Genomic DNA, 23,826 nt, shown 5'->3' with positions numbered 1-23,826 from the left:
TGATGATGTTTGCCCCTTGGGGGCTCCGACCCGGATGCTTCGTAGCCGCTCATCCGGTGCCGACCGCACTCATTTGATCATCCGACCCATCCGCCCATATGTCCAGAGGGCCGCCCACGTGAGCATCGCCACTCCGGGAGCACCGGGGGGACACATGGAGGGCGCGCGGATGCCACCGGAACGGCACCTTCACGCACATGCGTGTGCGGCGGGAAGGGTGGGGCGGCCCGGGGCGGCCGCGTCGCAACTCACAGCGGGGAGAGGCTTGTACCGGGCCGTAACTTACGGAGGCGTAGGTAGCATGAGTCCATGACTCCTGCTGCGTCCGATCCGCCCGCGCACCCCCCGCAGAGCGAAGGGGGGCCGGCCGAGATCCTGTCGTCGCTGAATCCGGTCAAGCCGAAACTGCGCGGCTGGCTGCACGCGGGAATGTTCCCGGCCGTGCTGGTCGCGGGCGTGGCCCTGATCGCTCTGAGCGGCTCCACCCGGGCCCGGATCGCCTGCGCGATCTACGTCCTGACGGCCTGTCTGCTCTTCGGCGTCAGCGCGGTGTACCACCGCGGCGAGTGGGGACCGCGCGGCGAGGCCGTGCTGCGCCGGCTCGACCACGCCAACATCTTCCTGATCATCGCGGGCACGTACACCCCGCTGACGATGCTGCTGCTGCCGGACTCGACGGGCCGGACCCTGCTGTGGGCGGTCTGGGCGGCCGCCGCGGCGGGCATCGCCTTCCGGGTCTTCTGGGTCGGGGCCCCGCGCTGGCTCTACACCCCGTGCTACATCGCGATGGGGTGGGCGGCCGTCTTCTTCCTGCCGGACTTCCTGCGGACGGGCGGGATCGCGGTCCTCGTCCTCGTCGTCGTCGGCGGGCTGCTGTACAGCGCGGGCGGTGTGATCTACGGGCTGAAGCGGCCGAACCCGTCACCCCGGTGGTTCGGATTCCACGAGGTCTTCCACTCCTTCACCCTGGCCGCGTTCGTCGTGCACTTCGTGGGCATCTCCCTGGTCGCCTCGCAGCACTCCTGAACTCCGTCACGGCGTCCCGGACATGGTCCGCGGACGCCGTTCTCTCGTTGTCTCCCGCCTTCTCTCGCCGTCTCCTCTCGCCGTCTCCCGTGGAGGCTCCGGCCGGGCTCCCGCCCGGGTCCCGCCCGGGTTCCGGCCGGGGTCCGGGTGGCGGCGGATGCACGACAATGAGCACCATGGCCGCCACCCCCCACACCCCCCTCGAAGAACAGCTCTCCCGGCTCCCCCTCCGTGAGCGGAAGAAGCTCAGAACGCGCGTCACGATCCGCCGGACCACCTACCGGCTGATCACCGAGCAGGGGTACGAGGCGACGACCGTCGAGCAGATCGCGGAGGCGTCCGAGGTCTCGCCCTCCACCGTCTTCCGCTACTTCCCCACCAAGGAGGACATCGTCCTCGCCGACGCGTACGACCCGGTGATCGCGACGTCCCTGCGGGCCCGGCCGGCCGGCGAGTCCCCGCTGGAGTCGCTCCGCGCCGTGCTGGCGGAGGCACTGGCGAAGTCCCTGGCCCACGAGTCCGCGGAACTGGTCGAGCGGACGCGGCTACTGGTCGAGGTGCCCGCCGTCCGGGCCCGGATGAGCGAGACCATGTCGGTGACGTCGAGGCTCCTCGCCGATGTCCTCGCCGAGCGCACCGGCCGGGACCCCGACGACCTCGACCTGCGGATCCTCATCGCCACCGTGCTCGGCGCGCTGTGCGAGGTCACCCTCCACTGGGGTGAGCACGGCTGCCGCGACGACCTGGTGGCGCTGGTCCACCGGGCCCTCGACCGCCTCGCGGGCGGCCTGCGCCTCTGAGCCTCCGAGCCCCGAGCCCCCGAGCCTCCAAGGCTCCGGCGGAGACGGCCCGCGCCTCCGCCGGGGCCTGGAGGTACGCTGCGAGCAGGAGTGGGAGGCAGGACCATGATCGACGATCTCGACCGCGGGATCATGCGGATCCTCACCCGCAACGGCCGCACGCCGTACACCACGGTCGCCCGCGAGCTGGGCACCTCGGAGGCGACGGTACGTCAGCGGGTCGCCCGGCTCCAGGAGAGCGGGACGCTGCGCATCGTGGCGCTCTCCGACCCGCTCACCCTCGGCCACCAGTCGGTGCGGCTGATGATCCGGGTGCGGGACCTGACACCCCGCGCGGTGGCGAAGAGCCTGGCGGACCTGCCGATGATCAACCATGTCGCGCTCTGCGCCGGCAGCCAGGACATCTTCCTGGAGGGGACCTGCCGGGACCAGGCGCAGCTCGTCCAGCTCCTGGACGACATCCGCATGCTGCCCGGGGTGTCCGAGGTCCAGGTCCTGCTGTTGCTGGAGCTGTTCAAGGACTACTCGTGGGACGGGCTGGCCAGCGCGGTGGGGCAGGGCGTCACCGCGGAATGATCCGTTCGCCCGGCCCGGCGGGCAGCTCGCGGAAGCCCGCCCACAGGTAGCTGTCCTTGATGACCTCCAGCACGGTGAGCGCCTCGGCGTGGGCGACTCCGTTCACGCGCCGGACGCGTTCGGTGAGCAGCTCGGCGAGATGGCCGAGGTCCTGGCAGCGTACGTCCGTGATCAGGTCGTACGGGCCGACACACGAGGCGACGTAACGGACCTCCGGCATCCGGGACAGCTCGCGGGCCACCAGCGCGACGGGCATGTGGTGCACCTTCACGGCGAGATGGACCTCGATCTCGCCGACCTTCACCGAGTCGGTCATGCCGACGACCTGGAGCACGTTCATGCGTCGCAGCCGCCCGAAGCGGGCCCGTACGGATGCCTCGGACAGCCCGATCGAGCGGCCGATCTCACCGAAGGAGCGGCGCCCGTCGACGCGTAGCTGATCGATGATCTGCCGGTCCAGGTCGTCGATCATCGGACCTCAGCTCCTCAACTGCCGCTCGGCTCCCGTGCCCCACTCGTCGGCTCGCGGGGCCGTCCCGCTCATCCGTCCGTTCATCCGTCCGTTCATCCGGCCGTCCGTCCATCATCGCCCCGCTCGCGTTGCCGCGTCGTTTCGGATCGGTCACGGTGGACCGCGCGCTGCGAAATTCGCGGAAACCGGGGGTTCATTCCACGGGATCCGCTGACATTTCACCTGTTCAGCGGGGCCGGTCCGCCGGAAGCTGTTCCCCACCCGGAACGCCCGTCACCCGGAGCACACCGGTCACCTGCCGTGCACCACCCCGCCGTGCACCTCCTGCCTTGCCTCGCCTTGCCTCGCATCGCCCTTGCGCCGCCCTGCCTTGCGCTCCTCTGCCTTCCGCCTTCGCCTTTCGCCTCTGGAGGTCACCGTATGACCGCACCACCGCCCGCCGCGACGGCGGGCGACCGGCCCGTCGGCACCCGGGCCCGCCGGGGGCTGCTCACCACGGCGCTGCTGGCGCCCGCGGGGCTGACCGTCGCGGGGCTGGTGCTCGTCCCGCTGCTGCTGGTGGTGCGCGACAGCTTCGCCGCGCCCGACCGGTACGGCGGCATCCAGGGCGGTTTCACCCTCGCGAACTACCGGAGCCTCTTCGACCCGGTCTACCTCAAGGTGTTCGGCTACAGCCTGGGCATGGCCGGCCTCAACATGGCGGTCTGTCTGCTGCTCGGCTACGTCGTCTCGTACTACCTGGTGAGCCGACCGCCGCAGCGGCAGTTGCTGCTGCTCCTGCTGATCATCGTGCCCTTCTGGACCGACTTCCTGGTGCGCACCTTCGCCTGGATCAATCTGCTCAGCCCCGGCGGTCCGGTCAACAGCCTCACCGACGCGCTCGGGCTCACCGACGGCGCCACCGGATGGATCCCCAGCCAGGGAGCCTCGTTCATCGGTCTCGTCTACGCCTTCCTGCCCACGGCGATCTTCCCGGTCTACGCCTCGCTGCGCGGGGTCGACCCGTCGCTCGGCGAGGCCGCCCGGGATCTCGGCTGCGGCTGGTGGCGGGTGCACACGAAGGTGCTGCTGCCCATCGCCCGTCCCGGGATGCTCGCGGCGGCGCTGCTGACCTTCATCCCGACCCTGGGGGTCTTCGTCATCCCCGTCCTGCTGGGCGGCGGCAAGAACCAGCTGGTCGGCAATCTCATCGTGACGCTCTACACCGAGTTCCGTAACCAGCCGATGGGCGCCGCCGCCTCCGTCGTGCTGCTGGTGCTGATGCTCGTCTCCCTCACGGTGTTCGGCACGGCCGCCCGGCGGCTCAGGAGGAAGACCGCATGAAGCAGCGCACGACGCACCGGATGGACTCCGCCGCCGCCTGGGTGGCGCGCGCCGTCATCGCCTTCCTCTACGTGCCGATCGTGGTCGTGGTCGTCCTGTCCTTCAACGACTCGGACATCACCTACAAGTGGGCCGGTTTCACGACGCGTTGGTACGGGGTGCTGGCCCGGGACACCGAGCTGCTGGACGCCCTGGGGGTCAGCGCCGAGGTCGCCCTCGTCTCGGCGACCCTGGCCACGCTCTGCGGCCTGCTCGCCGCGATGGGGATGGCCCGGCTGCGGCCCCGGCTCCGCGCGGTGTTCGGGGGCGGGCTGTTCCTGCCGCTGGTCATCCCGGAGATCGTGCTCGGCGTCGCCCTGCTCTCGGTCTTCGGCACTCTCCACGCCGATCTCGGCCTCACCACCCTGGTGCTGGGCCACCTCGTGGTGACCCTGCCGTACGCGGCGCTGATCATCCTCGGCGCGCACGGCGCCCTGGACCCCTCGCTGACCGAGGCGGCGACGGACCTCGGCTGCAACGCCTGGGAGAGCTTCCGGCGGGTGACGCTGCCACTGCTGCGGCAGGCGCTGGTGGCCGCGTGGCTGCTCTGCTTCACCATCTCGTTCGGCAACATCGTGATGTCGACCTTCACCAACGGCGTCGGCAGCACCACACTCCCGCTGCGCGTCTACTCCCTGCTCAAGGTCGGTCTCACTCCCGAGATCAACGCGCTGGGCACCCTGCTCGTCCTCTTCACCTTCCTGATCATCCTCGGCGTCGGGCTCCGCCAGATGCGCCGCGTCCTGCTGGGCGGCGACCCGGTCCCGTCCGCAAGCCGCAAGCCATAGCCATAGCCATAGCCGTAGCCGTAGCCGTAGCCGTAAGCACGAAAGGTCTCGTCATGCGCAGAAGCACCGTCTCCCGAACCCTCCTGACCACGGCCGTCGTCACCACCACCGCGCTCCTCGCCACCGCCTGCGGGGGCTCCGGTGACTCCGGCGGCTCCGGCACCGGGTCCTCCTCCGGTGGCGGCAAGACCCTCAGCATCTACGCCTGGGCCGGGGAGATCCCGGACAGTGTGGTCAAGGGATTCGAGAAGGAGACGGGGATCAAGGTCACCGTCGACACCTTCGACAGCAACGAGACGATGACCGCCAAGCTCAGCTCCGGCGCCTCCGCGTACGACCTGGTCGAGCCGAGCCAGTACACCGTCCAGCAGCTCATCGGACAGCAGCTCATCCAGAAGCTCGACCACTCGAAGATCGAGGGCCTGGACAATCTGGCGCCGAAGTTCCGCAACCCGTCCTACGACCAGGGCAACGAGTACAGCGTCCCGTGGATCTGGGGCACCACCGGCTTCGCGTACAACGACACCTGCGTCAAGTCGGCGACGAGCTGGAAGACGCTCTTCGACCCGAAGTACAAGGGCAAGCTCTACATGCTCGACAACATGCTGGCCTCCTACATCGCCGGCCTCCAGGTCAGCGGCTACCGCGCGACCAGCACCGACAAGGACCAGATCGCCAAGGCCACGGACACCCTGCAGAAGCAGAAGAAGATCCTGGCGGGGTACAACTCGACCAACTACGCGCAGCTCCTCTCCACCGGCCAGGCCTGTGCCGCCGAGGCGTGGAGCGGTACGGCCATGGCGAAGGTCGTGCAGTCCAACCCCCGCGTCCACTACGTGATCCCGTCCGAGGGCGGTTCCATCTGGACCGACGGGCTGGCGGTCCCCCGGGGCGCCAAGAACACCACGTCCGCGTACAAGTTCATCAACTACCTGCTGCGCCCCGAGGTGGCGGCGCTCGCGACCGACGACGGTTCGTCGGCCAGCACCAACCAGGCCGCCCGCGCGCACATCAAGAACAAGGCGGCCCTGAAGAACCCTGCCGTCTACGCCCCCGACTCGGCCATCGCCACGTCGGACTTCCTCCTCGACCCCGGCACGGCCATGCAGTACTTCCAGCAGGGCTGGACGAAGATCAAGGCGTCCTGACATGACAGCTGACACGACAGTGAACACTCCCGCCGTACGGCTGAGGGGCATCGGCAAGGCATTCGGCACGGCGTACGCCGTCCGGGACGTCACGCTGGACATCCGGGCCAACGAGTTCTTCTCGATCCTCGGCCCGTCCGGCTGCGGCAAGACCACCCTGATGCGGATGATCACCGGCTTCGAGACGCCCAGCGAGGGCACGATCGAGCTGGGCGGCGCGCCGGCCACCGGCGTTCCGCCGCACAAGCGGGACCTCAACATGCTCTTCCAGAGCTACGCGCTCTTTCCGCATCTCAGTGTGTACGAGAACGTCGCCTTCGAACTGAAGGTACGCGGCCGCCCCCGCGGCGGGATCCGCGCCGCCGTCGACGAGGCGCTGGCACTGGTCAGGCTGGAGGGGTACGGCGACCGGGCGATCGCCCAGCTCTCCGGCGGCCAGAAGCAGCGCGTGGCGATCGCCCGCGCGCTCATCGGGCGCCCCTCGCTGCTGCTGCTCGACGAACCGCTCGGCGCGCTCGACCAGAAGCTGCGCGCGGAGATGCAGCTCGAACTGAAGAAGCTGCAACGCGAGGTCGGCGTCACCTTCGTGACGGTCACGCACGACCAGGAGGAAGCACTCACCATGTCGGACCGCATCGCGGTGATGGACGGTGGACGGGTGCTCCAGGTCGACACCCCGGAGGCGGTCTACGAGCGCCCCGCGACCCGCTTCGTCGCCGACTTCATCGGTACGTCCACCTTCCTCACCGGCCGGCTGGCCGCGGCGGAGCTGGTGGTGGCCGGGCTCGGCGCCCTGCGGGTGCCGGCGCACACACTGCCCGAGGGGACGTCGGCGCACCTCGCGGTGCGGCCGGAGAACGTCTCGGTCGCCCGTACGGAGGAGGAGCTGCCGCGCGTTCCGGACGGCCGGGGTGTCGCGCTTCCCGCGACGCTCCAGCAGACGGTCTACCTGGGCAGCGCCACGCGCCACCACCTCACGCTCGCCGACGGCGGCGAGCTGCTGGCGGAGTCCGGCGGCGCGGACCGCGGCGGGCTCTCCGTCGGCGAACGGGTCTGGGTGGGCTGGGACGCGGAACGCTCCCGGGTGCTCGCCGAATGAACGTCTCGCGGATCACCCACCAGAGCCACCACCGCCCGCACAGCCCGCACAGCCCGCACAGCCCGCACAGCAAGGAGATACGGCCGTGAAGGTCGCCGTAGCGCAGTTCGCCCCGACAGCCGACGTGCCCGGCAACCTCGCGGTCATCGAGGAGATGACCCGCGAGGCCGCCGCCTCGGGCGCCCGGCTCGTCGTCTTCCCCGAGGAGTCCATGATCCCCTCGGAGGCCACCCCGTCCCTGCGCGAGTCCGCCGTGGCGCACTGGGCCGGCTTCCGGGAGGCGCTGACCCGTACCGCCGCCGCGCACTCCGTCGCCGTCATCGCCGGCGGCTACGAGGACAGCGGCGCCTCCCTGCCGTACAACACCCTCGTGGCCGTGGACTCCGACGGGGCCGTGCTCGGGCAGTACCGGAAGATGCATCTCTACGACGCGTTCGACTACAAGGAGTCCCGCGAGGTCCAGCGCGGCGAGAACGGGCCGTGCGTCGTCCGGATCGGGGACTTCAACGTCGGCCTGGTCAACTGCTACGACCTGCGCTTCCCCGAGTTCACCCGGTCCCTGGTGGAGATGGGCGCCGACCTGCTCTCCGTATCGGCCGCCTGGGTGCGCGGGCCGCTCAAGGAGGACCACTGGACGACGCTGCTGCGCGGCCGGGCCATCGAGAACACCTGCTGGGTCGTGGCCTCCTCGCTCACCACCCCCGCCTGCATCGGCATGAGCATGGCCGTCGACCCGCTCGGCGTGGTCAGGGCGGCGCTCGGCGAGGAGAGCCGGGCCCTCTTCGTGGTGGACGTCGACAAGGACCGGATCGACACCGCCCGCACCGTGCTGCCCGTACTCCGCAACCGCCGCATCATCATCGGACCGAGGTGACTCCGCCGTGCCCATCACCCTGCACGACCTTCCCGCCCCCGGCCCCGCCGACGCCGCACTCCTCGCGCGGCTGGAACGGGTCGACTTCCCCACGCTCGGCCACTACTTGGAGGAGGGCTTCTGCGATCCTCGTCTGCACCGGATCGCCGGTGAGCGCAGACTCCTCGGCCGGGCCGTGACCGTACGGATCACCGCCACCGACTCGACGATGCTGCACCACGCCGCGGGCCTGGTCCGGCCGGGCGACGTGGTCGTCGTCGACTGCGGCGGCGACCGCAGACACGCGCCCTTCGGCGAGGTCGTCGCCAACGCCCTCGCCGCGCGCGGCGCGGCGGGTGCGGTGGTGGACGGGGTCTGTACGGATATCGGCGCGCTGCGCGCGGTCGGGCTGCCCGTGTACGCGTACGGCCTGTCGATGCTCACCACCAAGCTGCACGGGATCGCGGACGGCGGCCTCAACACGCCCGTCAGCTGCGGCGGCGTCTCCGTACGGGCGGGCGATCTCGTCCTCGGCGACGAGAACGGGCTGCTGATCGCCCCGGCGCGGCGGCTGGCCGCCGTGGTGGACGAGGCGCTCGCGGACGACGCGGAGGAACCGGCGCTGGTGGCGGAGGTCCGGCGGGGCAGTCCGCTCGGCACGCTCACCGGCGCGACGGCATCCGTCGAGGCGGCCGTCGCGGCGGCGTCCGCACCAGCCTGATCCGGCCGGATCACCTCCATCTCCCCCTTCAACTCCCTTTCACACCAACCCCGCTTCGGGGCATCCTGCTCCCCCACACCCCGGAAGGACCCCCTGTGTTCCTCAAAGCCGCCGTCAACGGTGGACGGCTCAGGACCGAGCATCCCGCGGTCCCCCTCACGCCCGCCGAACTCGCCGCCGATGTCCTCGCGGTGACCGCCGCCGGCGCGGATGTCGTCCATCTCCATGTACGGGACGAAGCCGGCGGCCAGACCATCCGCCCCGACGCCCTCGCGGAGGTGCTGCGCGCGGTCCGCGCCATGGCCCCCGGCGCGGTGGTCGGCACGACCACCGGGCTGTGGACCTGCTCGGGACCGGAGGAGCGTTACGCGCTGGTCGAGGCGTGGGACGTACTGCCGGACTTCGCCTCCGTCGCGTTCGGTGAGGAGGGTGCCGCCGAGACGGCCGCGCTCGTCGTGGCGCGCGGCATGGAACTGGAGAGCGCGGTCTGGAGCCTGGACGACGTCCCGGCGCTGCTCGCCTCGCCGACGCTGCACCGGAACGTACGGATCCTGATCGAGCCCATGGACGAGGACCCGGACACCGCGGTCGCCCACGCCAGGGCGATGGCCGACGCCGTGCTGGCCGCCGGTGTCACCTGCCCGATCCTTTACCACGGCGAGGAGGCGACCGTCTGGCCGGTGCTCCGCGCCGCCCTGGCCGACGGCCGGCAGGCCCGTATCGGCTTCGAGGACGGCCTGGAACTGCCCGACGGCACCACGGCCCCCGACAACCGGGCGCTGGTCGCGGCCGCCCGCGCGCTGGCCCCGGAACAGCCGGCGTCCCCGGCGCGGGCGGGGGCGGAGTCGGAGGCGGGGGCAGGGACGGGAGCGTCCGAGGAGCGGGCGGGGGAGGTCAGTCCGGCCTGACGGCCCCCGGCTGCCGGATCCGGGCCGTGACCGTCTTCGGCCGCTGGTACTCGTGCAGGGCCAGCGTGCTCAGGTCCGTACCGTGCCCGGAGGTGCCCCGGCCGCCGTGCGGGAGTTCCGCCGTCTGGACGAGATGGCAGTTGAGCCAGGCCTCGCCCGCGTCCAGCCGTCCGGCGAGGGCGAGGCCCGTCTCCAGGTCCCGGGTCCAGACGCTCGCGGCCAGCGCCTGCGGCACCCCGTTCGCCAGGGCCAGGGCCTCCTCGACGCCGTCGGCCGCCTGCACCGTCAGCAGCGGTCCGAACACCTCGTCCAGCACGGCCGGGTCGTCGTCGGGCAGTTCGGCGAGGACGCGGGCCGGACGCCAGAAGCCGCCCTGTTCGTCCGCCCCGAGCGCCAGCTCGCCCTCCGCGGTCGCCTTCGCGGCCGAGGCGCCGACGATCCGGTCGTAACGCGCCGCCTGGTCGGCGTTGTTGAGCGGCCCGAAGTCCCGGCCCGCCGCGCGCTCCCGCATCGCCGCCGTGAGCCGGGAGAGCGCCGATTCGTGGTTCTCGCGCAGGGTGATCACCCGGGCGGGTACGGCGCAGGACTGCCCCGCGTTGTATGTCGTGGCCCGCGCCAGCTCCGTCCAGGTGTCCTCGGGGGCGTCGGGCAGGACGAGGACCGGGCTGTTGCCGCCGAGTTCCAGGCTGATCCGCTTCGTCCCGGCGCGCGCCGTCACATCGGCGCCCGCCGCCGCGCTCCCGGTGAAGGCGATCGCGTCGACCCCGGCGGAAGCCACCAGCAGCCGCCCCGTCTCCCGGTCGCCGGGGAGGGTCTGGGCGACGGCCTCGCCCAGCGCCTCCCGCGCGTGCTCGGCGAGGAGGAGCAGCGAGTCGGGCGTCGTCTCGGCCGGCTTCGTCACGACCGTGTTCCCGGCGGCGAGGGCGGGCGCGCACCGCCATGTGGCCATCATCAGCGGGTAGTTCCAGGGAACGACGACGCCGACGACGCCGAGCGGTTCCCAGCGGACCCAGCTCTCGTGGCCCGCGACGAAGCCGCCCGCCGCCGGTGCGGACCGGGTGCGGGCCGCCCAGGCGTAGAAGCGGAAGAGGTCCGCCGCGTTCTCCACCTCGCCGGCGGCCTCGTGCGCGGGCTTGCCCGTGCCGGCCCGCTCCGCGGCGATGTACGCGGCCGCGTGTTCCTCGATCAGTCCGGCGAGGCGGTCGAGCCGCCGGGAACGCTCCCTCGGGGTCAGCGCCCGCCAGCCCGCGAGGGCCCGGCGGGCCGCCGCGACGGCCTCGGCGACCTGCGACGCGCGGCCGGCCGTCGAGCTGCCCCGGACCCGGCCGGTCCGGGGGTCCGTCAACGGCACCGTGCGGGGATCGGCGTCGGTCTTCACAGTGTCTCCGTGTTCTCGGTGTCTCCGTCTTCGGAGTGTCTTTGCCTTCGAAGCGTGTTCGTCGTCGGAGTGTGTTCGTCTTTGAAGTGTCTCCGTGTGTCTCCGTGTGTCTCCGTCGGGGGTCACGTCACGTCGTACGCGCGCAGCCACAGCTCCAGCGTGAGCACGAGCCACAGCTTGCCGCCCTGCCGGGGCAGCAGCGCGCCCTCGCCCTTCATCCAGGTGCGTACCGTGGACGGCCGGAAGAGCCCCCTGGCCCGTGCCTCCCTGCCGAGCAGCAGATCGCCCGCCAGTTCGCGCAGCGGGCCGCGGAGCCACTGCTGCACCGGTACGCGCATGCCGCTCTTGGGCCGGTCCACGACCGTGCCGGGCAGCAGGTCCCGTACGGCCTCCTTGAGCACCCACTTCTCGACGGCGCCGTTGAGCTTCCAGCGGGGCGGGGTGGCGAACGCCTGGTCGATCACGCGGCGGTCGAAGAGCGGGGAGCGGCCCTGGATCGCCTGGGAGGCGGTGAGCCGTTCGACCTTGGTGAGGATGTGGTGGGCGCCCTTGGTGCGCAGGTTGCAGTGGAGGAGCTGGTTGAGGAGGTGGTCCATCCGGCCGTCCCTGGCCTCCGGGCGCAGATACGGGGTGATGAACCGCTCCGGGCGCGGCAGCGTCTCCAGTGCCTCCAGCGCGTCGGCGGTGAGCAGGTCGGGCAGGTCGGTGTAGCACTTGCGGTACGAGCGGAGATACGCGTTCTCGCGCGCGTCCGCCGCGTCCGCGTCGTCACCGGGGAACCCGCCCGTGCCATCGCCGCGGTGCATCTCGTACACCAGCATGGGCAGGTTCTTCGGGCCGCCGAACACCGGGTCGCCGCCCTCCCCGTTGAGCACGACGCGCAGTCCGTCGCCCGCGACCGCTTCGGCGAGCATCAGGTTGGGCACGGTCAGCGGATCGCCGACGGGGCTGTCGAGCAGCGCGGCGGCCTCCGCGAGACGGGCGGCGACGGCGTCGCCGGAGACGCTGAGCACCCGGTGGCGGGTGTCGCAGTGCGTGGCGACCAGGCCCGAGTAGCCCAGCTCGTTGGGGAGTTCGTCGCCGAAACTGATCGAGTACGTGTGTACGGGGTGGCTGTGCAGCTTGGCGGCGAGGGCGGTGACGAGTGAGCTGTCGACGCCGCCGGAGAGCAGGACGGCCACCGCCTCGGCGTCCGGCAGCCGGCGGGCGGTCGCCTCCTCCAGCAGGCCGCGCAGTTTCAGGGCGTACTCCTCCGGGGGCGCGTCGCCGCCCTCGTACCACTCGCGCAGGCCCTGTCCGATCCGCTCCTCGGGCTCCCAGTAGTGCTCCTCCACCACCGTCCCGTCGTCGGCGAGCCGCAGGCAGCGGCCGGGGAGGACTTCCCGCACGCCGCGCAGCAGCGTCTCCTCGCCGGGGAGGTAGGCGAAGGTCAGGAAGGAGCGTACGGCGGCCAGTTCGAGCCCCGTGCCGAGCGCGGGCCAGCGGCGCAGGGCGCGCAGGGAGGTGGACGCGGCCCAGGCGTCGTCGGCGCGGGCGTAGAAGAGGGTACGGGCGCCGACGTGGTCGCGGATCAGGACGAGGTCACCCCCGTCGTGCACGGCGAGCGCGAACATGCCCTCCGCGAGCCGGATCCCGGCCGCCCCGAACCGCGCCCAGCAGCGCAGCAGCAGCTCCCCGTCCGGGCAGTCGGGCCGGGCGTGCGCGCCGGAGCGGGCGAGCGCGGCCAGCAGCTCGGGCCGGTTGTGCAGCGTGACCTCCCCCACGGCGGTACGGCCGCAGGCGGTGAACGGCCCTGTGGCGTGCCCCGGTTCGTCGAGGATCAGCGCGGCGCCGGGGCCGGGGCCGACCGCTCCGGCGTCGTACCGTACGGCCGCGCCCATCGAGGCGAGGTGTGACCGCGCCCGTTCGGGGGTCGTCGCCAGGCAGGCACAGAAACGCGCCACGGTCCCCCTCCTCTCGTCTCGCTTCTCTCTTGCCGGCCGGTCGGTCGTTCACGGGAGGAACGACGGTCACCCGAAGTCGTCGTCGCTCCAGCCGCCGTCGTCGGAGCCCCAGCCGTCCCCGGCGTTCCAGTCGTCCCCGTCAACGGAGTCACCGGAGTCACTTCCGTCGCCGGAGCCGCTTCCGTCCCCGGAGCCGCTTCCGTCGCCGCCGCCCCCGCCTCCCCCGCTGCCGCCCGCTTCGGCGCCGGAGGAGCTCTGGGCCGCCGCCTGCTGCTGTTGCCGCAGCGCCTCCTCCTCTTCGGGGGTGAGGCTGACGGGCGGGAACTGCGCGGCGGTGACGGTGAGCGCCGCCAGGCCGACGCCGCCCAGGACGAGGCCCATGCGGCCGCCGAACGAGCTCCGGTTGACCATCACCGACTCGCCCTGGCCCCAGACCGTACGGCCGTAGCCGATGTCCCGGCCGTACGTGACGGTGCCGTCGGCGTACCGCCGCTTGATGATCCGCTCGCCCAGCAGCTCGTCGGTGCCGACGGCGCCCTCGTTGTCGTGCCACCGCACACGGGTGTCGCCGTCCCTGCGCCGCCATTCCTCGCGGCCGGACTCGTAGGTGCGGTGGACGCTCCCGTCGGCGAGGAGTTCGTCCCGGTACGGGGTTTCGCGTGGCCGGATCATCGTCTCGTGTCCTCGTGTCGCCGGGCCGGTCCCGCCGGCCAGGTCATGAAGCCTGTCGTACGCAGCTCGCGCAGGCCGGTCCACACGGAGGGCCCGGCGGTCCGCGGGCCGCGCACCAGCCGCAGGACGGTGCGCAGCAGCCGGGCCGGCGGGACGGACTCCACCTCGGCGGAGCGTCCGCGCGCGAGCCACTCCAGCTCGCGCGCTTCGAGGGCGGACGGCAGCACGGAGCGGAGCCGCCCGTCCCGGTCCGCCATGTCGCCCTGACCGGATGCGGGACCTGCTTCGTGCCGGGAGGTCAGATGCAGCGCCACCGCGTGCCGGGGGACCAGCCCCATCGAGGCGACCCGGGCGCCGGGTGCCGTGTCCCGCAGCGCGGCGCGCACCCGCGCGGTGAGGGCGATGCCCGCCACGCTCGCGTCGTGCAGGACGTGCACGGTGGCGTCCTCGACACGGCCGAGCCCGGCCGTCATCCGGGGGTCGAGCGGCAGGTCGTCGGCGGCGAACACCGGGCAGGCGGCCTCCAGATGCACATCGTTGGCGAGCAGCATGCGCGCCACGGACCGGCTCTCGCAGACGAGCAGCCGGGGCAGCCCGTAGTCGTGGAGATCCGGCTCGGCGGACGGCGGCGCGCTCCGCCGCGCTCCGGCGGGCACCGGCGGCAGCAGCCCGGGGAGCGTCCCGCGCGCCTGCTGTCTCCGCAGCGCCTCCTCGAACCGCTCGTACCGTACGGGCGGGGCCGGTGTGAGCGGAACCCGGCGCGGAACGGCGCGCACGGGACGCAGCACGCGGCACGTCTCGTAGTAGAGCTGCCGCTCGGTGAAGCGGATCCGCCCCGGTGCGCCCGCGCGGCCGACGGCGGCGAGCACGGCGCGGTCGAGCACGGCGTCCACGGCCCGGTCGACAAGCCCGTCGGCGGTCATGAGGCGGCCTCGCCGGGCCAGGTGAGGAATCCGACGGCCTCGGCCTTCGCCCGGTCGGCGTCCTTCGCCCCCGTGGAGCGTTCGATCACGCGGGTGACGGCGGCGAGCAGCTTGCCGGGCGGTACGGCGCCGAGGGGGCTGGTCCACCCCTTGGCCAGCCACTGGAGCTCGGCGTCGGTGAGCGTACGGCTCTCGCGCAGCCGGCCCAGCGCGTCGGCCGGCGGCCTGGGTCCCCGTACGGGCAGGGCGCCCGGCGCGCTCATGACGGCGCGCGGCGGCAGCCCGGCGTCGACGACCCGGCGGCCGGGCAGCGCGGCGCGGGTGCGCGCGGCGAGCTGGCAGCCCGTCGCGTCGGCGTCGTGCAGGACGATCACCGGCGCGGAACCGGGCGCCACCTCGTCGGCGCGGGTGACGAGGGCTATGTCGTGCCTCCGGGGGAGTTCGTTGGCCGCGAGGAAGACGGCGATGCTCGCGTCAGCGCAGAGCAGCACGGCCCGGGGCCGCGCGGGCGGCGCCGGGTGCGTGAACTGTCTCTCGTCCACGACTCCGGTCGGGAGGGCGCCGTGGACCGACAGCCACAGGCTCATCGTCGAGCTGCGGAACTGGGAGAGCGGGTGGGCCTCCACCACGCGTGTGGGGCTCTTCACGGCGGAGCGGAACTGGGCGAGGGTGACGATGAGGAACAGCGAGCCGAAGACGGCGAGCGGGCCGGCTCCGTCGACGGACAGGGCGACGATCAGCAGGGCGATGCTGACCGGCACCCCGATGACCAGGCATCCGATGGCGGTGGCCCGCCCGCTGTCCTTCGCCTTCCTGCGGCTCAGGGCGTACCAGAGCTGGCTGACGGTGATCGGGGTCCGGCCGTCGCCGGTGAGCTTCGCGGCGACGCGGCGGACCCGTACGTCGCTCAGCCCCAGCGAGTTGGTCTTGGGGTCCAGCGCGAACTTCCGGTTGCACTTGGAGCATGTACGGCCCGTCCGCTCCCGCTGGAGCAGGTTCTGGGCACAGTGCGGGCAGATCATCGGGGCCCCTCCAGCACGGCCGCGGCCCGCCGCAGCCCGGCGGCCAGCCGCTCGCGCGCGCTGACGGTGCCGATGCCGCCGAGGCGCTGGGCGCGCTCGATGTCCCGCAGCGCGGCGGCGAGGATCGCGAAGTCGGTGGAGACCCGGCCGGCGGCGGCAACCCGGTCGGCGGTGGCGATCCCGCCGTCCGTGGGGCTCCGGCCGTCCGTGGGGCCCCGGCCCGCGGTGGAGCCCTCCGCTCCCGCCGCGCCCTCCCCGGCGGCGCGCCGCTCCGCCTCGTCCGCCGTGATCGCGTAATCCTCGTGGTCGATACCGAAGCCGGTGTTGGCGGCGAGGATGTTGAGCGGCCGCGCGCTCCGGTTGGCGAAGGAGTGCGGCATCATCTCGGGGATCCGGATCATCGCCCCGGGGAACAGCCGGACTTCGGTGACCCGGCGCCGCACCGGGTCGTACAGACCGCAGGAGGCGTGCCCCAGGCTGAGCACGATGTGCTCGCCGCCGTGGGCGTGCGGGGTGAACGCGCTGCGCGGCCCGACGACCCCGAGCTTGTACGTCGCGTTCGACGGCCGCTCCGGGGAGGTCCTCGCGTCCCCGACGAGGTAGTGCGCGAACTGCCCGTCGTCGATGAACCGGAGGAACTCCTCGCTCGGCCCCAGCTCCCGGGCCCCTTCCCGGTCCGCGAAGAGCACCCGGCCGTCGGGCCTGAGGTGGAACACCTCCACGCCGTACGGAAGTCCCCGCGCGAGCCGTCCCATCCCCCGCACCCCGGAGGGACCGGACCCGGCCCCGAAATCCCCGTCGAACATCAACGCCCCCCTTGCGTCACCGACCACGATCGCAGCGTAGGGCTGTGATCGGGAACACTCGGAACTGATGATAAGGCGGAGGTCTGACATCGCGATGAAGTCCAGGGATCTTGCCGCCGCCCGCGCCCGGCCGGACGCCCTTCCCCTGTCTCCGTCGGGCTCCGTCGGGCCCCCGTTCAGGCTTCGTCAGGCGAGGAGTTCGCCCTCCAGCAGGCCCATCGTGAACATGTCGTACCACTGACCGTCCCGCCGGAAGACCTGGCGGAGCCGGCCCTCCTCGACGAAGCCGATCTTCCGGTAGACGTGGTGGGCCGCGTGGTTCTCGGTGACGACCCTCAGCGTGATCTTGTGCAGCCGCATCTTGTCGAAGCCGTAGCGGCAGATCGTCCGCATCGCGTCGGTGGCGTAGCCCTGCCCCCAGTACTGCTTCTCACCGAGGTAGATGTCGAGCGCCGCGCAGCCGGTCTCCGGCTCGGTGTCACGCAGCCGGACCAGCCCGATGAGCGTGGCGTCCGCGAGGGTCTCGACGCCGTACAGCACGTCGCCGTACGCGTTGCGCGGACGCTCCTCCATGCCCTTCCTGACCTGGGCCAGCGACTGGGCGTAGCCGTCGCTCATCCAGCGCATGACCTCGGGGTCGTGGTTCCAGTGCCACAGCTGTTCGGCGTCCGCCGGCTCCATCGCCCGCAGTTTCACCAGCTCTCCGAGCACCATGCGCGGTCCAGCCTTTCGTTGTCCGTGCCGCCGATTTCGTACGACCGGTTCGCATGACCGGTTCGTATGAGTAACACGACGTCGGCCCGCCACCCAAGCCGATAACCGGGCGGCGGGCCGGTCGGACGCGCGTGCCGTTATCGGAGAACGCCCAACTCACCCTTCAAACGCCCGAGTTCGGTCGTCGGCGCCGAGCAGACGAAGCGTCGGCAGACATAGGCGGTGGCCTGCCCGTCGACGAGCGGACGCCCCGCCAGCAACGGGAACTCCTCGCCTCCGGACTGATCTCCGGACCCGCCTCCGGACGCGTCCCCGGGCTCACCGGACGCGACGACGGCTCCGGGCGCGGTGGCCAGCAGCGCGGCGCGGTGCAGGGCGGCGGCCTCCTTCCCGGTACCGACGACCGCGACCTCCCGGGGCCCGTCGAGCGCCGCCTCGGCGACCGCGAGCCCCCAGCCGATGAAGCGGGGCGCCCGCGGCCCGAGCGCCTTCACCACGCCCAACGCCCCCTCGGCCGCGCTCCGGTGACGCTCGGAGCCGGTGTGCGCGGCGTACGAGAGCAGCGCCCCGGCGGCGGCCGTCCAGCCGGAGGGCGTGGCGTTGTCCATCGGGTCCTGCGGCCGGCGGATCAGCTTCTCGGCATCGTCGGCGGTGTCGTACAGGGCGCCCCCTTCCGCCACGAACCGGTCGAGAACGATGTCCAGCAGGAATCCGGCGAACTCCAGCCACACGCCCTCACCCGTGACCCCGGCGAGCGCGAGGAACCCCTCCGCCACATCGCCGTAGTCCTCCAGCACCCCGGCGTTCGCGCCAGCCCGGCCGTCCTTCGAGGTACGGGTCAGCCGCGCCGCTCCGTCCAGGTGGACGCGGACGAGCAGATCGGCGGCCTCCGTGGCCCGCTCCACCAGATCGGGGCGGTCGAAGTACGCGCCGGTCTCGGCCAGCGCGGCGATGGCCAGCCCGTTCCAGGCGGCCACGACCTTGTCGTCGCGCCCGGGCCGCTCCCGCGACTCCTCACGGGCCGCGAAGAGCCGCGCCCGTACGGACTCGACGCGTCCGGCGTCCACCACACCCTCGCCGAAGGGCAGTTGCAGCACGGAGGCGCCCTCCTCGAAGGTGCCTTCCGGTGTCACCCCGTAGTACTGCGCGGCGAACTCCGCGTCGGACTCCCCCAGGACCTCCCGCAGCTGGTCCGGCGTCCAGACGTAGAAGGCACCCTCCACATGGCGTCCGCCACCGCTGCCGTCCGCGCTGTCGGCGTCCAGCGCCGAGGCGAACCCGCCCTCGGCGGTGCGCAGTTCACGGACCATGAACTCGGCGGTCCCGATCGCCACCCGGCGGGCCAGATCGGAGCCGGTGGCCCGCCAGACGTGCGCGTACGCCCGGCACAGAAGGGCGTTGTCGTACAGCATCTTCTCGAAATGGGGGACGGTCCACTCGCCGTCGACGGAGTAGCGCGCGAACCCGCCCCCGAGCTGGTCGTAGATCCCGCCGCGTGCCATCGCCTCGCAGGTGTCCGTGGCCATCTGCAGCGCGCCCTCGGAGCCGGTCCTGGCGTGGTGCCGCAGCAGGAACTCCACCACCATCGACGGCGGGAACTTCGGCGCCCCGCCGAACCCGCCCCGCCGCGCGTCGTACTCCCGGGTCAGCCCCAGCAGCGCCTGGGCCAGCTCCGACTCCCCGGGCGGCCCGTCACCGCCCTGCGCGAGCGACCGCCCGGCCAGCTCCCCGACGATCCGCGCCGCCACCTCGGCGACCTCCGCGCGCCGTCCGGTCCAGGCGGCGCTGACGCCCTCCAGCACCTGCGGGAAGGAGGCCATGCCGCCCCGAGGCGCGGGCGGGAAGTACGTACCGAAGTAGAAGGGCGCTCCCTCGGCGTCGAGGAACACGGTCATGGGCCAGCCGCCCTGCCCGGTGGCGGCCTGCACGGCCTCCATGTAGACGGCGTCGACATCGGGCCGCTCCTCGCGGTCGACCTTGATGTTGACGAAGTGGGCGTTCATGTACTTGGCGGTGGTGACGTCCTCGAAGCTCTCGCCCGCCATCACATGACACCAGTAAATCAGCAGAAGCTATAAGTGACAGGACGCATAGCCCACACTCAAGAGGATGGGCACGTCCCGCCGCTTAGCTTCTTCCATCGCCTCCTCTCCCCATGGCCACCAGTCCACTGGATTGGAGGCGTGCTGGAGTAGGTAGGGCGACTGCTCATCGGCAAGTCGGTTCATACCGCCATCGTTGCACGATCCAACCTGAGGCGGGTGGCCATCCGCACCGCGGGCAGGTCGCGGAAGCCGGCTCGCTCGGTGCCGTCGGATCGTCTCGACCGGGGCTGTGGAGCATGCCGCGGACCGCGTCCGGGTCGTCGGTCAGCGCTACCGGGCCGCCCACCGCGTGTACCGCCTGTCCGAGCTGCACCTCGAATGCGGCGTGCGTCCTGAGCCAGGCGTCCATCCGCGGCTCGGCCTTGGTGTTGATCCCGGCGGTACGGATGCAGCGGCGGATCATGCCGCCCTGGAACCCTCGGCGGTGACTACGCTCGGCATGGGCGTGCCTTCCCAACCCGTGCCGCATCGCAGGTCTACTTGGTGACTCCTCGGTCAATCCCCCGGGAAGGTACGCCCTTCGCGCGTTTCCAAGGCTGATCCACAAGTCCTGAGCATTGCTCGTCACAGGTTCACCGCGAAGAGACCGTCTCAACCATGCGAATAACCGACAAGGGTTTCGCGCTGCCGCACTGGTTCGGCCGGTTACGCCGCCCCCTGGCGCAGTACTCGCGACAGACCGAGGGCCACGGTGCGTACGGCCGGCGCCAGCAGGGCGGGGCGGAAGCGGGTGCGCGGAACCGATACCGAGAGTGCCGCCACGGTGACGTCGCCCGCGAAGACGGGGGCCGCGACGCAGCTGACCCCCATCGTGGACTCCTGTTCCTCATAGGCCAGCCCGGACACCTGGATCTTCTCCAGTGCCGTACGCAGCCGGGCGGGATCAGTGATCGAGTAGGGCGTGATGCTGGGCAGGGGGCGGGACAGTACGTCTTCCCTCAGCTCGCTGCCGGAGAAGGCCAGGAGGACCTTGCCCACACCGGTGCAGCTCAGCGGCAGGCTCCCTCCGACGTGCGAGGGCAACTGCGGGGCGTTGTGCCCGTGGATGCGTTCGAGGTAGACCACTTCCAGACCTTCACGGACGCCGAGGTTGACCGTCTCGTGGGTGGCTTCGAACAGATCCTGCAGGAAGGGGAGCGCCACATGGCGCAGATCTCGTCTCCGGGGTACCAGCGCACCCAATTCGAACATCTTTACGCCCAAATGGTAGTGGGCTCCTGACCGCTCCAGCCAGCCCAGCCGCACCAGGTCGGCCGCCAGCCGGTGCACGGTCGTCTTCGGCAGACCCGTCAGCTCCGACAGCTGTGTGAGGCGGAAGGGACCTCCGGTCGGCGGGAAACAGTTGAGGATCAGGGCGCACTTGTCGAGCATGTTGTCGCCCCCACTGTTCCGTGCCACGGAACAAACATTGGCTCACCACGGATGATGCGTCTATACCGGAGGCCACATCGAGGGCACTGACGGCCTCGGTCCTCGCTCGTCCCTGGAGGTATCCCGTGCCCACCGCACCCCCCGCTGTTCCGCCCGACTCCGTATCCCCGGCCGTGGTGCAGGCCGCCGGCGTACTGGCGGACTCCGCCCGGTCCAAGATCCCCTGCGACCCGGTACGCGTGCTGTTCGACGACGGTGACATCGAGAGTGCGTACGCCGTGCAGCGGCTCAACGTCCGGCACGGCCTGGAGGCAGGGCGACGGGCGGTGGGCCGCAAGATCGGCCTGACCTCTCAGGCCGTGCAGTCCCAACTCGGGGTCGGTCAGCCCGACTTCGGGGTGCTGTTCGCGGACATGGAGGTGCCGGAGGGCGGCGAGGTGCCCGCCGGCCGGCTGATCCAGCCCAAGGTCGAGGCCGAGGTGGCCCTCGTACTGGGCCGCGACCTGCCGCACCGGCAGTGCACCGTCGTCGATGTGCTGCGGGCCACCGACTTCGCGCTGCCCGCACTGGAGATCGTCGACAGCCGGGTGTGCGACTGGGACATCTCCATCGTCGACACGGTCGCCGACAACGCGTCCAGCGGGCTGTACGTCCTGAACGGCACCCCGGTGCCTCTGACGGCGCTGGACCTGGCCTCCGTGCAGATGACGATGACGCGCAACGGCGAGATCGTCTCCCGGGGAAGCGGCGCCGACTGCCTGGGAAGTCCCCTCAACGCCGTCGCCTGGCTCGCGTCGACCCTGGCCGGACTGGGGGATCCGCTCAGGGCAGGTGACCTCGTACTCACCGGAGCGCTGGGCCCGATGGCACCCGCAGTCCCTGGTGATGTGTTCGAAGCCCGTATCTCGGCCCTGGGTTCCGTACGGGTCGGGTTCGCCCTGCAAGGAGAAGACCGGTGAGCGCGGACACACGCCCCGAGGCGGCCACGGGCAGGCGCCCCAAGGTGGCCATCATCGGATCCGGCAACATCGGCACCGATCTCATGATCAAAGTCCTCCGGCTCTCCGAGAGCCTGGAGGTCACGGCCATGGTCGGCATCGATCCCGACTCCGAGGGCCTGGCCCGGGCCCGGCGCCTGAAAGTGGCCACCACCCACCGGGGGATCGACGGGCTGCTGGAGATGGACGAGTTCGCGGACGTGGAGATCGTCTTCGACGCGACCTCCGCCGGCGCGCACCGGCGCCACGACGAAGTGCTGGGCGCGCTCGGCCGTACGGTCGTCGACCTCACGCCGGCGGCGATAGGCCCCTACGTGGTGCCCCCGGTCAACGGCGACGCGCACCTGCGGTCACGGAACGTCAACATGGTGACCTGCGGTGGCCAGGCCACGATCCCGATCGTCGCCGCCGTCAGCGCGGTCACCCCCGTCCACTACGGGGAAATCGTCGCCTCCATCGCGTCCCGGTCGGCGGGCCCCGGTACCCGGGCGAACATCGACGAGTTCACCGAGACCACCGCTTCCGCCGTCGAGGCCGTCGGCGGAGCCGCCCGCGGCAAGGCCGTCATCATCCTCAACCCGGCGGAGCCACCGCTGATCATGCGCGACACCGTGTACTGCCTGGTCTCGGAGTGCGACACCGAGGCGGTGACGGCTTCCGTGGCGGACATGGTCGGCCGTGTCCAGGCGTATGTGCCGGGCTACCGCCTCAAGCAGAAGGTGCAGTTCGACCGGGTGGGGACCGACGATCCGCTGCGGTCCTGGCTGCCCGCCGGGTCCGGCCGCCCCGACGCGGTGAAGATCTCGGTCTTCCTGGAGGTCGAGGGCGCCGCGCACTACCTCCCCGCCTACGCGGGCAACCTCGACATCATGACCTCGGCCGCGCTGCGCACCGCGGAACGCATGGCCGCGCACCGCCCCGGCGAAGGGATGGCACGATGACCAGGACCAGCTCCGCGGCCCACGCGGCCGCGGCCTCCGCAGCACCCGTTCTGTATGTACAGGACGTCACCCTGCGGGACGGCATGCACGCCGTAAGGCACCGCTACACGGTCGAACAGGCTCGCCGTATAACCGCCGTCCTGGACGCCGCCGGGGTGTCGGCGATCGAGATCGCCCACGGCGACGGTCTCTCCGGCTCCAGCATCAACTACGGTGTCGGCGCCCACACCGACTGGGAGTGGATCGAGGCCGTCGTGGACGCCACGATCACCGCAATTCCCACCACGTTGTTGCTGCCGGGCATCGGCACCGTGCGCGATCTGGAGCAGGCGCACCGCCTCGGCGTACGTTCCGTGCGCGTCGCCACCCACTGCACCGAGGCCGACATCTCCGCCCAGCACATCTCGGCCGCCCGTTCCCTGGGTATGGACGTCGCCGGCTTCCTGATGATGTCGCACATGGCGGAGCCGGCCGAGCTCGCCCGTCAGGCCCGGCTGATGGAGTCGTACGGCGCCGGCTGCGTGTATGTCACCGACTCCGGCGGTCGGCTGACCATGGACGGTGTCCGGGCCCGTGTGCGGGCCTATCGAGACGTTCTCGACCCTACGACCGGGCTCGGTATCCACGCCCACCACAATCTCGCCCTCGGCGTGGCCAACACCGTGGTCGCCGTGGAAGAGGGTGTCACCCGGGTGGACGCCTCCCTCGCGGGCCAGGGCGCCGGCGCCGGCAACTGCCCGCTGGAGGCGTTCGTCGCCGTGGCCGATCTGATGGGCTGGGAGCACGGCTGCGATCTGTTCCCCCTCATGGACGCGGCAGACGACCTGGTCCGGCCGTTGCAGGACCGTGAGGTCCGCGTCGACCGCGAGACACTCACGCTGGGCTATGCGGGCGTCTACTCCAGTTTCCTGCGTCATGCCGAGGCGGCCGCCGCCCGTCATGGGGTGGACACCCGCGCGATCCTGGTCGAGGTCGGCCGCCGCAAGATGGTCGGCGGCCAGGAGGACATGATCACGGACATCGCGCTGGACCTGCTGAGCCGGGCGGACCTCGCGTCCTGACCTGTCGGTTCCGGGTCGGCCGGGCGACAGCCGCGGTGCCTTCTTCCACCCTCGTAGGACTTTCCGGCAACCGATTGACATCCGTACTATGTACGGTACGTTGTAATTATTCGATACCTCCGGCCAAGGCGCCGTTCGG

22 protein-coding genes and 1 pseudogene are annotated in these 23,826 nt (G+C 71.6%); 13 read left to right on the top strand and 10 right to left on the bottom strand.

The window, feature by feature from the left end:
• Positions 1 to 309: 309 nt before the first annotated feature.
• From AB0P17_RS05995 to AB0P17_RS05985, 3 genes are all read left to right on the top strand, one after another.
• Positions 310 to 1,026, top strand: a complete 717-nt coding sequence (locus AB0P17_RS05995) for a hemolysin III family protein (protein ID WP_365807963.1) — start codon at positions 310 to 312, stop codon at positions 1,024 to 1,026.
• A 167-nt stretch (positions 1,027 to 1,193) separates the two neighbouring features.
• The gene (locus AB0P17_RS05990) at positions 1,194 to 1,826 is read left to right on the top strand and encodes a TetR family transcriptional regulator (protein ID WP_365807961.1); all 633 of its coding nucleotides are present in this window, start codon (positions 1,194 to 1,196) and stop codon (positions 1,824 to 1,826) included.
• Between the two features lie 105 nt (positions 1,827 to 1,931).
• The gene (locus tag AB0P17_RS05985) at positions 1,932 to 2,402 is read left to right on the top strand and encodes an Lrp/AsnC family transcriptional regulator (protein WP_365807960.1); all 471 of its coding nucleotides are present in this window, start codon (positions 1,932 to 1,934) and stop codon (positions 2,400 to 2,402) included.
• Here AB0P17_RS05985 and AB0P17_RS05980 read toward each other — a convergent pair.
• Positions 2,389 to 2,874, bottom strand: a complete 486-nt coding sequence (locus AB0P17_RS05980) for an Lrp/AsnC family transcriptional regulator (protein WP_365807958.1) — start codon at positions 2,872 to 2,874, stop codon at positions 2,389 to 2,391. The two genes, AB0P17_RS05985 and AB0P17_RS05980, sit on opposite strands and share 14 nt — an antisense overlap.
• Before the next feature lie 420 nt (positions 2,875 to 3,294).
• Here AB0P17_RS05980 and AB0P17_RS05975 point away from each other — a divergent pair, with 420 nt between their 5' ends.
• The 7 genes from AB0P17_RS05975 (at position 3,295) to AB0P17_RS05945 (ending at position 9,753) form a co-directional block, all read left to right on the top strand.
• Positions 3,295 to 4,197 (top strand): ABC transporter permease, encoded by a 903-nt coding sequence (locus AB0P17_RS05975; RefSeq protein WP_365807957.1) that lies wholly within the window; start codon positions 3,295 to 3,297, stop codon positions 4,195 to 4,197.
• Positions 4,194 to 5,024, top strand: coding sequence for an ABC transporter permease (locus AB0P17_RS05970; protein WP_365807955.1), 831 nt, complete (start codon positions 4,194 to 4,196; stop codon positions 5,022 to 5,024). Before AB0P17_RS05975 ends, AB0P17_RS05970 begins: the two co-directional genes overlap by 4 nt.
• Positions 5,025 to 5,077: 53 nt before the next feature.
• Entirely contained in the window at positions 5,078 to 6,172 is a 1,095-nt protein-coding gene (locus tag AB0P17_RS05965; RefSeq protein WP_365807953.1) for a spermidine/putrescine ABC transporter substrate-binding protein, read from the top strand.
• Between the two features lies 1 nt (position 6,173).
• Positions 6,174 to 7,271: an ABC transporter ATP-binding protein gene (locus AB0P17_RS05960; protein ID WP_365807951.1), complete on the top strand. Its 1,098-nt coding sequence runs from the start codon at positions 6,174 to 6,176 to the stop codon at positions 7,269 to 7,271.
• Positions 7,272 to 7,356: 85 nt separating this feature from the next.
• Positions 7,357 to 8,145, top strand: coding sequence for a carbon-nitrogen hydrolase family protein (locus tag AB0P17_RS05955; RefSeq protein ID WP_365807948.1), 789 nt, complete (start codon positions 7,357 to 7,359; stop codon positions 8,143 to 8,145).
• Positions 8,146 to 8,152: 7 nt separating this feature from the next.
• Entirely contained in the window at positions 8,153 to 8,845 is a 693-nt protein-coding gene (locus AB0P17_RS05950; protein ID WP_365807947.1) for an RraA family protein, read from the top strand.
• Positions 8,846 to 8,940: 95 nt separating this feature from the next.
• A complete protein-coding gene (locus AB0P17_RS05945) occupies positions 8,941 to 9,753 on the top strand; it encodes a 3-keto-5-aminohexanoate cleavage protein (protein WP_365807945.1) in 813 nt (270 codons plus the stop codon).
• Here AB0P17_RS05945 and AB0P17_RS05940 read toward each other — a convergent pair.
• The 9 genes and pseudogenes from AB0P17_RS05940 to AB0P17_RS05900 all read right to left on the bottom strand — a co-directional run bounded on the left by AB0P17_RS05940 (position 9,740) and on the right by AB0P17_RS05900 (position 20,687).
• Positions 9,740 to 11,131, bottom strand: a complete 1,392-nt coding sequence (locus AB0P17_RS05940; protein ID WP_365807943.1) for an aldehyde dehydrogenase family protein — start codon at positions 11,129 to 11,131, stop codon at positions 9,740 to 9,742. The two genes, AB0P17_RS05945 and AB0P17_RS05940, sit on opposite strands and share 14 nt — an antisense overlap.
• 122 nt (positions 11,132 to 11,253) lie before the next feature.
• Positions 11,254 to 13,074 (bottom strand): asparagine synthase-related protein, encoded by a 1,821-nt coding sequence (locus AB0P17_RS05935; RefSeq protein ID WP_365807941.1) that lies wholly within the window; start codon positions 13,072 to 13,074, stop codon positions 11,254 to 11,256.
• A 66-nt stretch (positions 13,075 to 13,140) separates the two neighbouring features.
• On the bottom strand, positions 13,141 to 13,746 hold the full coding sequence (locus AB0P17_RS05930) for a hypothetical protein (RefSeq protein ID WP_365807939.1): 606 nt from the start codon (positions 13,744 to 13,746) through the stop codon (positions 13,141 to 13,143).
• Positions 13,743 to 14,669 (bottom strand): hypothetical protein, encoded by a 927-nt coding sequence (locus tag AB0P17_RS05925; protein WP_365807938.1) that lies wholly within the window; start codon positions 14,667 to 14,669, stop codon positions 13,743 to 13,745. Before AB0P17_RS05925 ends, AB0P17_RS05930 begins: the two co-directional genes overlap by 4 nt.
• Complete coding sequence (locus AB0P17_RS05920) at positions 14,666 to 15,691, bottom strand: hypothetical protein (protein ID WP_365807936.1); 1,026 nt, start codon at positions 15,689 to 15,691, stop codon at positions 14,666 to 14,668. The genes AB0P17_RS05925 and AB0P17_RS05920 overlap by 4 nt, the downstream gene beginning before the upstream one ends.
• A complete protein-coding gene (locus AB0P17_RS05915) occupies positions 15,688 to 16,497 on the bottom strand; it encodes a cupin domain-containing protein (RefSeq protein ID WP_365807934.1) in 810 nt (269 codons plus the stop codon). Before AB0P17_RS05915 ends, AB0P17_RS05920 begins: the two co-directional genes overlap by 4 nt.
• A gap of 186 nt (positions 16,498 to 16,683) precedes the next feature.
• The gene (locus tag AB0P17_RS05910; RefSeq protein ID WP_365807932.1) at positions 16,684 to 17,211 is read right to left on the bottom strand and encodes a GNAT family protein; all 528 of its coding nucleotides are present in this window, start codon (positions 17,209 to 17,211) and stop codon (positions 16,684 to 16,686) included.
• 137 nt (positions 17,212 to 17,348) lie between these two features.
• Positions 17,349 to 19,439 (bottom strand): annotated as a pseudogene (locus AB0P17_RS05905) (thioredoxin domain-containing protein).
• A 522-nt stretch (positions 19,440 to 19,961) separates the two neighbouring features.
• Positions 19,962 to 20,687: an IclR family transcriptional regulator gene (locus tag AB0P17_RS05900; RefSeq protein ID WP_365808113.1), complete on the bottom strand. Its 726-nt coding sequence runs from the start codon at positions 20,685 to 20,687 to the stop codon at positions 19,962 to 19,964.
• Positions 20,688 to 20,812: 125 nt separating this feature from the next.
• Here AB0P17_RS05900 and AB0P17_RS05895 point away from each other — a divergent pair, with 125 nt between their 5' ends.
• Genes AB0P17_RS05895 through dmpG form a run of 3 tightly spaced genes read left to right on the top strand, consistent with a single transcriptional unit; the run spans position 20,813 to position 23,687 of the window.
• Positions 20,813 to 21,646: a fumarylacetoacetate hydrolase family protein gene (locus AB0P17_RS05895; RefSeq protein ID WP_365807930.1), complete on the top strand. Its 834-nt coding sequence runs from the start codon at positions 20,813 to 20,815 to the stop codon at positions 21,644 to 21,646.
• Entirely contained in the window at positions 21,643 to 22,626 is a 984-nt protein-coding gene (locus AB0P17_RS05890) for an acetaldehyde dehydrogenase (acetylating) (protein WP_365807929.1), read from the top strand. Before AB0P17_RS05895 ends, AB0P17_RS05890 begins: the two co-directional genes overlap by 4 nt.
• Positions 22,623 to 23,687, top strand: coding sequence for a 4-hydroxy-2-oxovalerate aldolase (gene dmpG / locus AB0P17_RS05885; RefSeq protein ID WP_365807927.1), 1,065 nt, complete (start codon positions 22,623 to 22,625; stop codon positions 23,685 to 23,687). Before AB0P17_RS05890 ends, dmpG begins: the two co-directional genes overlap by 4 nt.
• Positions 23,688 to 23,826 lie beyond the last annotated feature (139 nt).

It is taken from the genome of Streptomyces sp. NPDC088124, assembly GCF_040685895.1.
Lineage (GTDB): Bacteria > Actinomycetota > Actinomycetes > Streptomycetales > Streptomycetaceae > Streptomyces.
The sequence above is the reverse complement of the archived record's forward strand: the minus strand, read 5'-3'. Positions and strand labels throughout refer to the sequence as shown.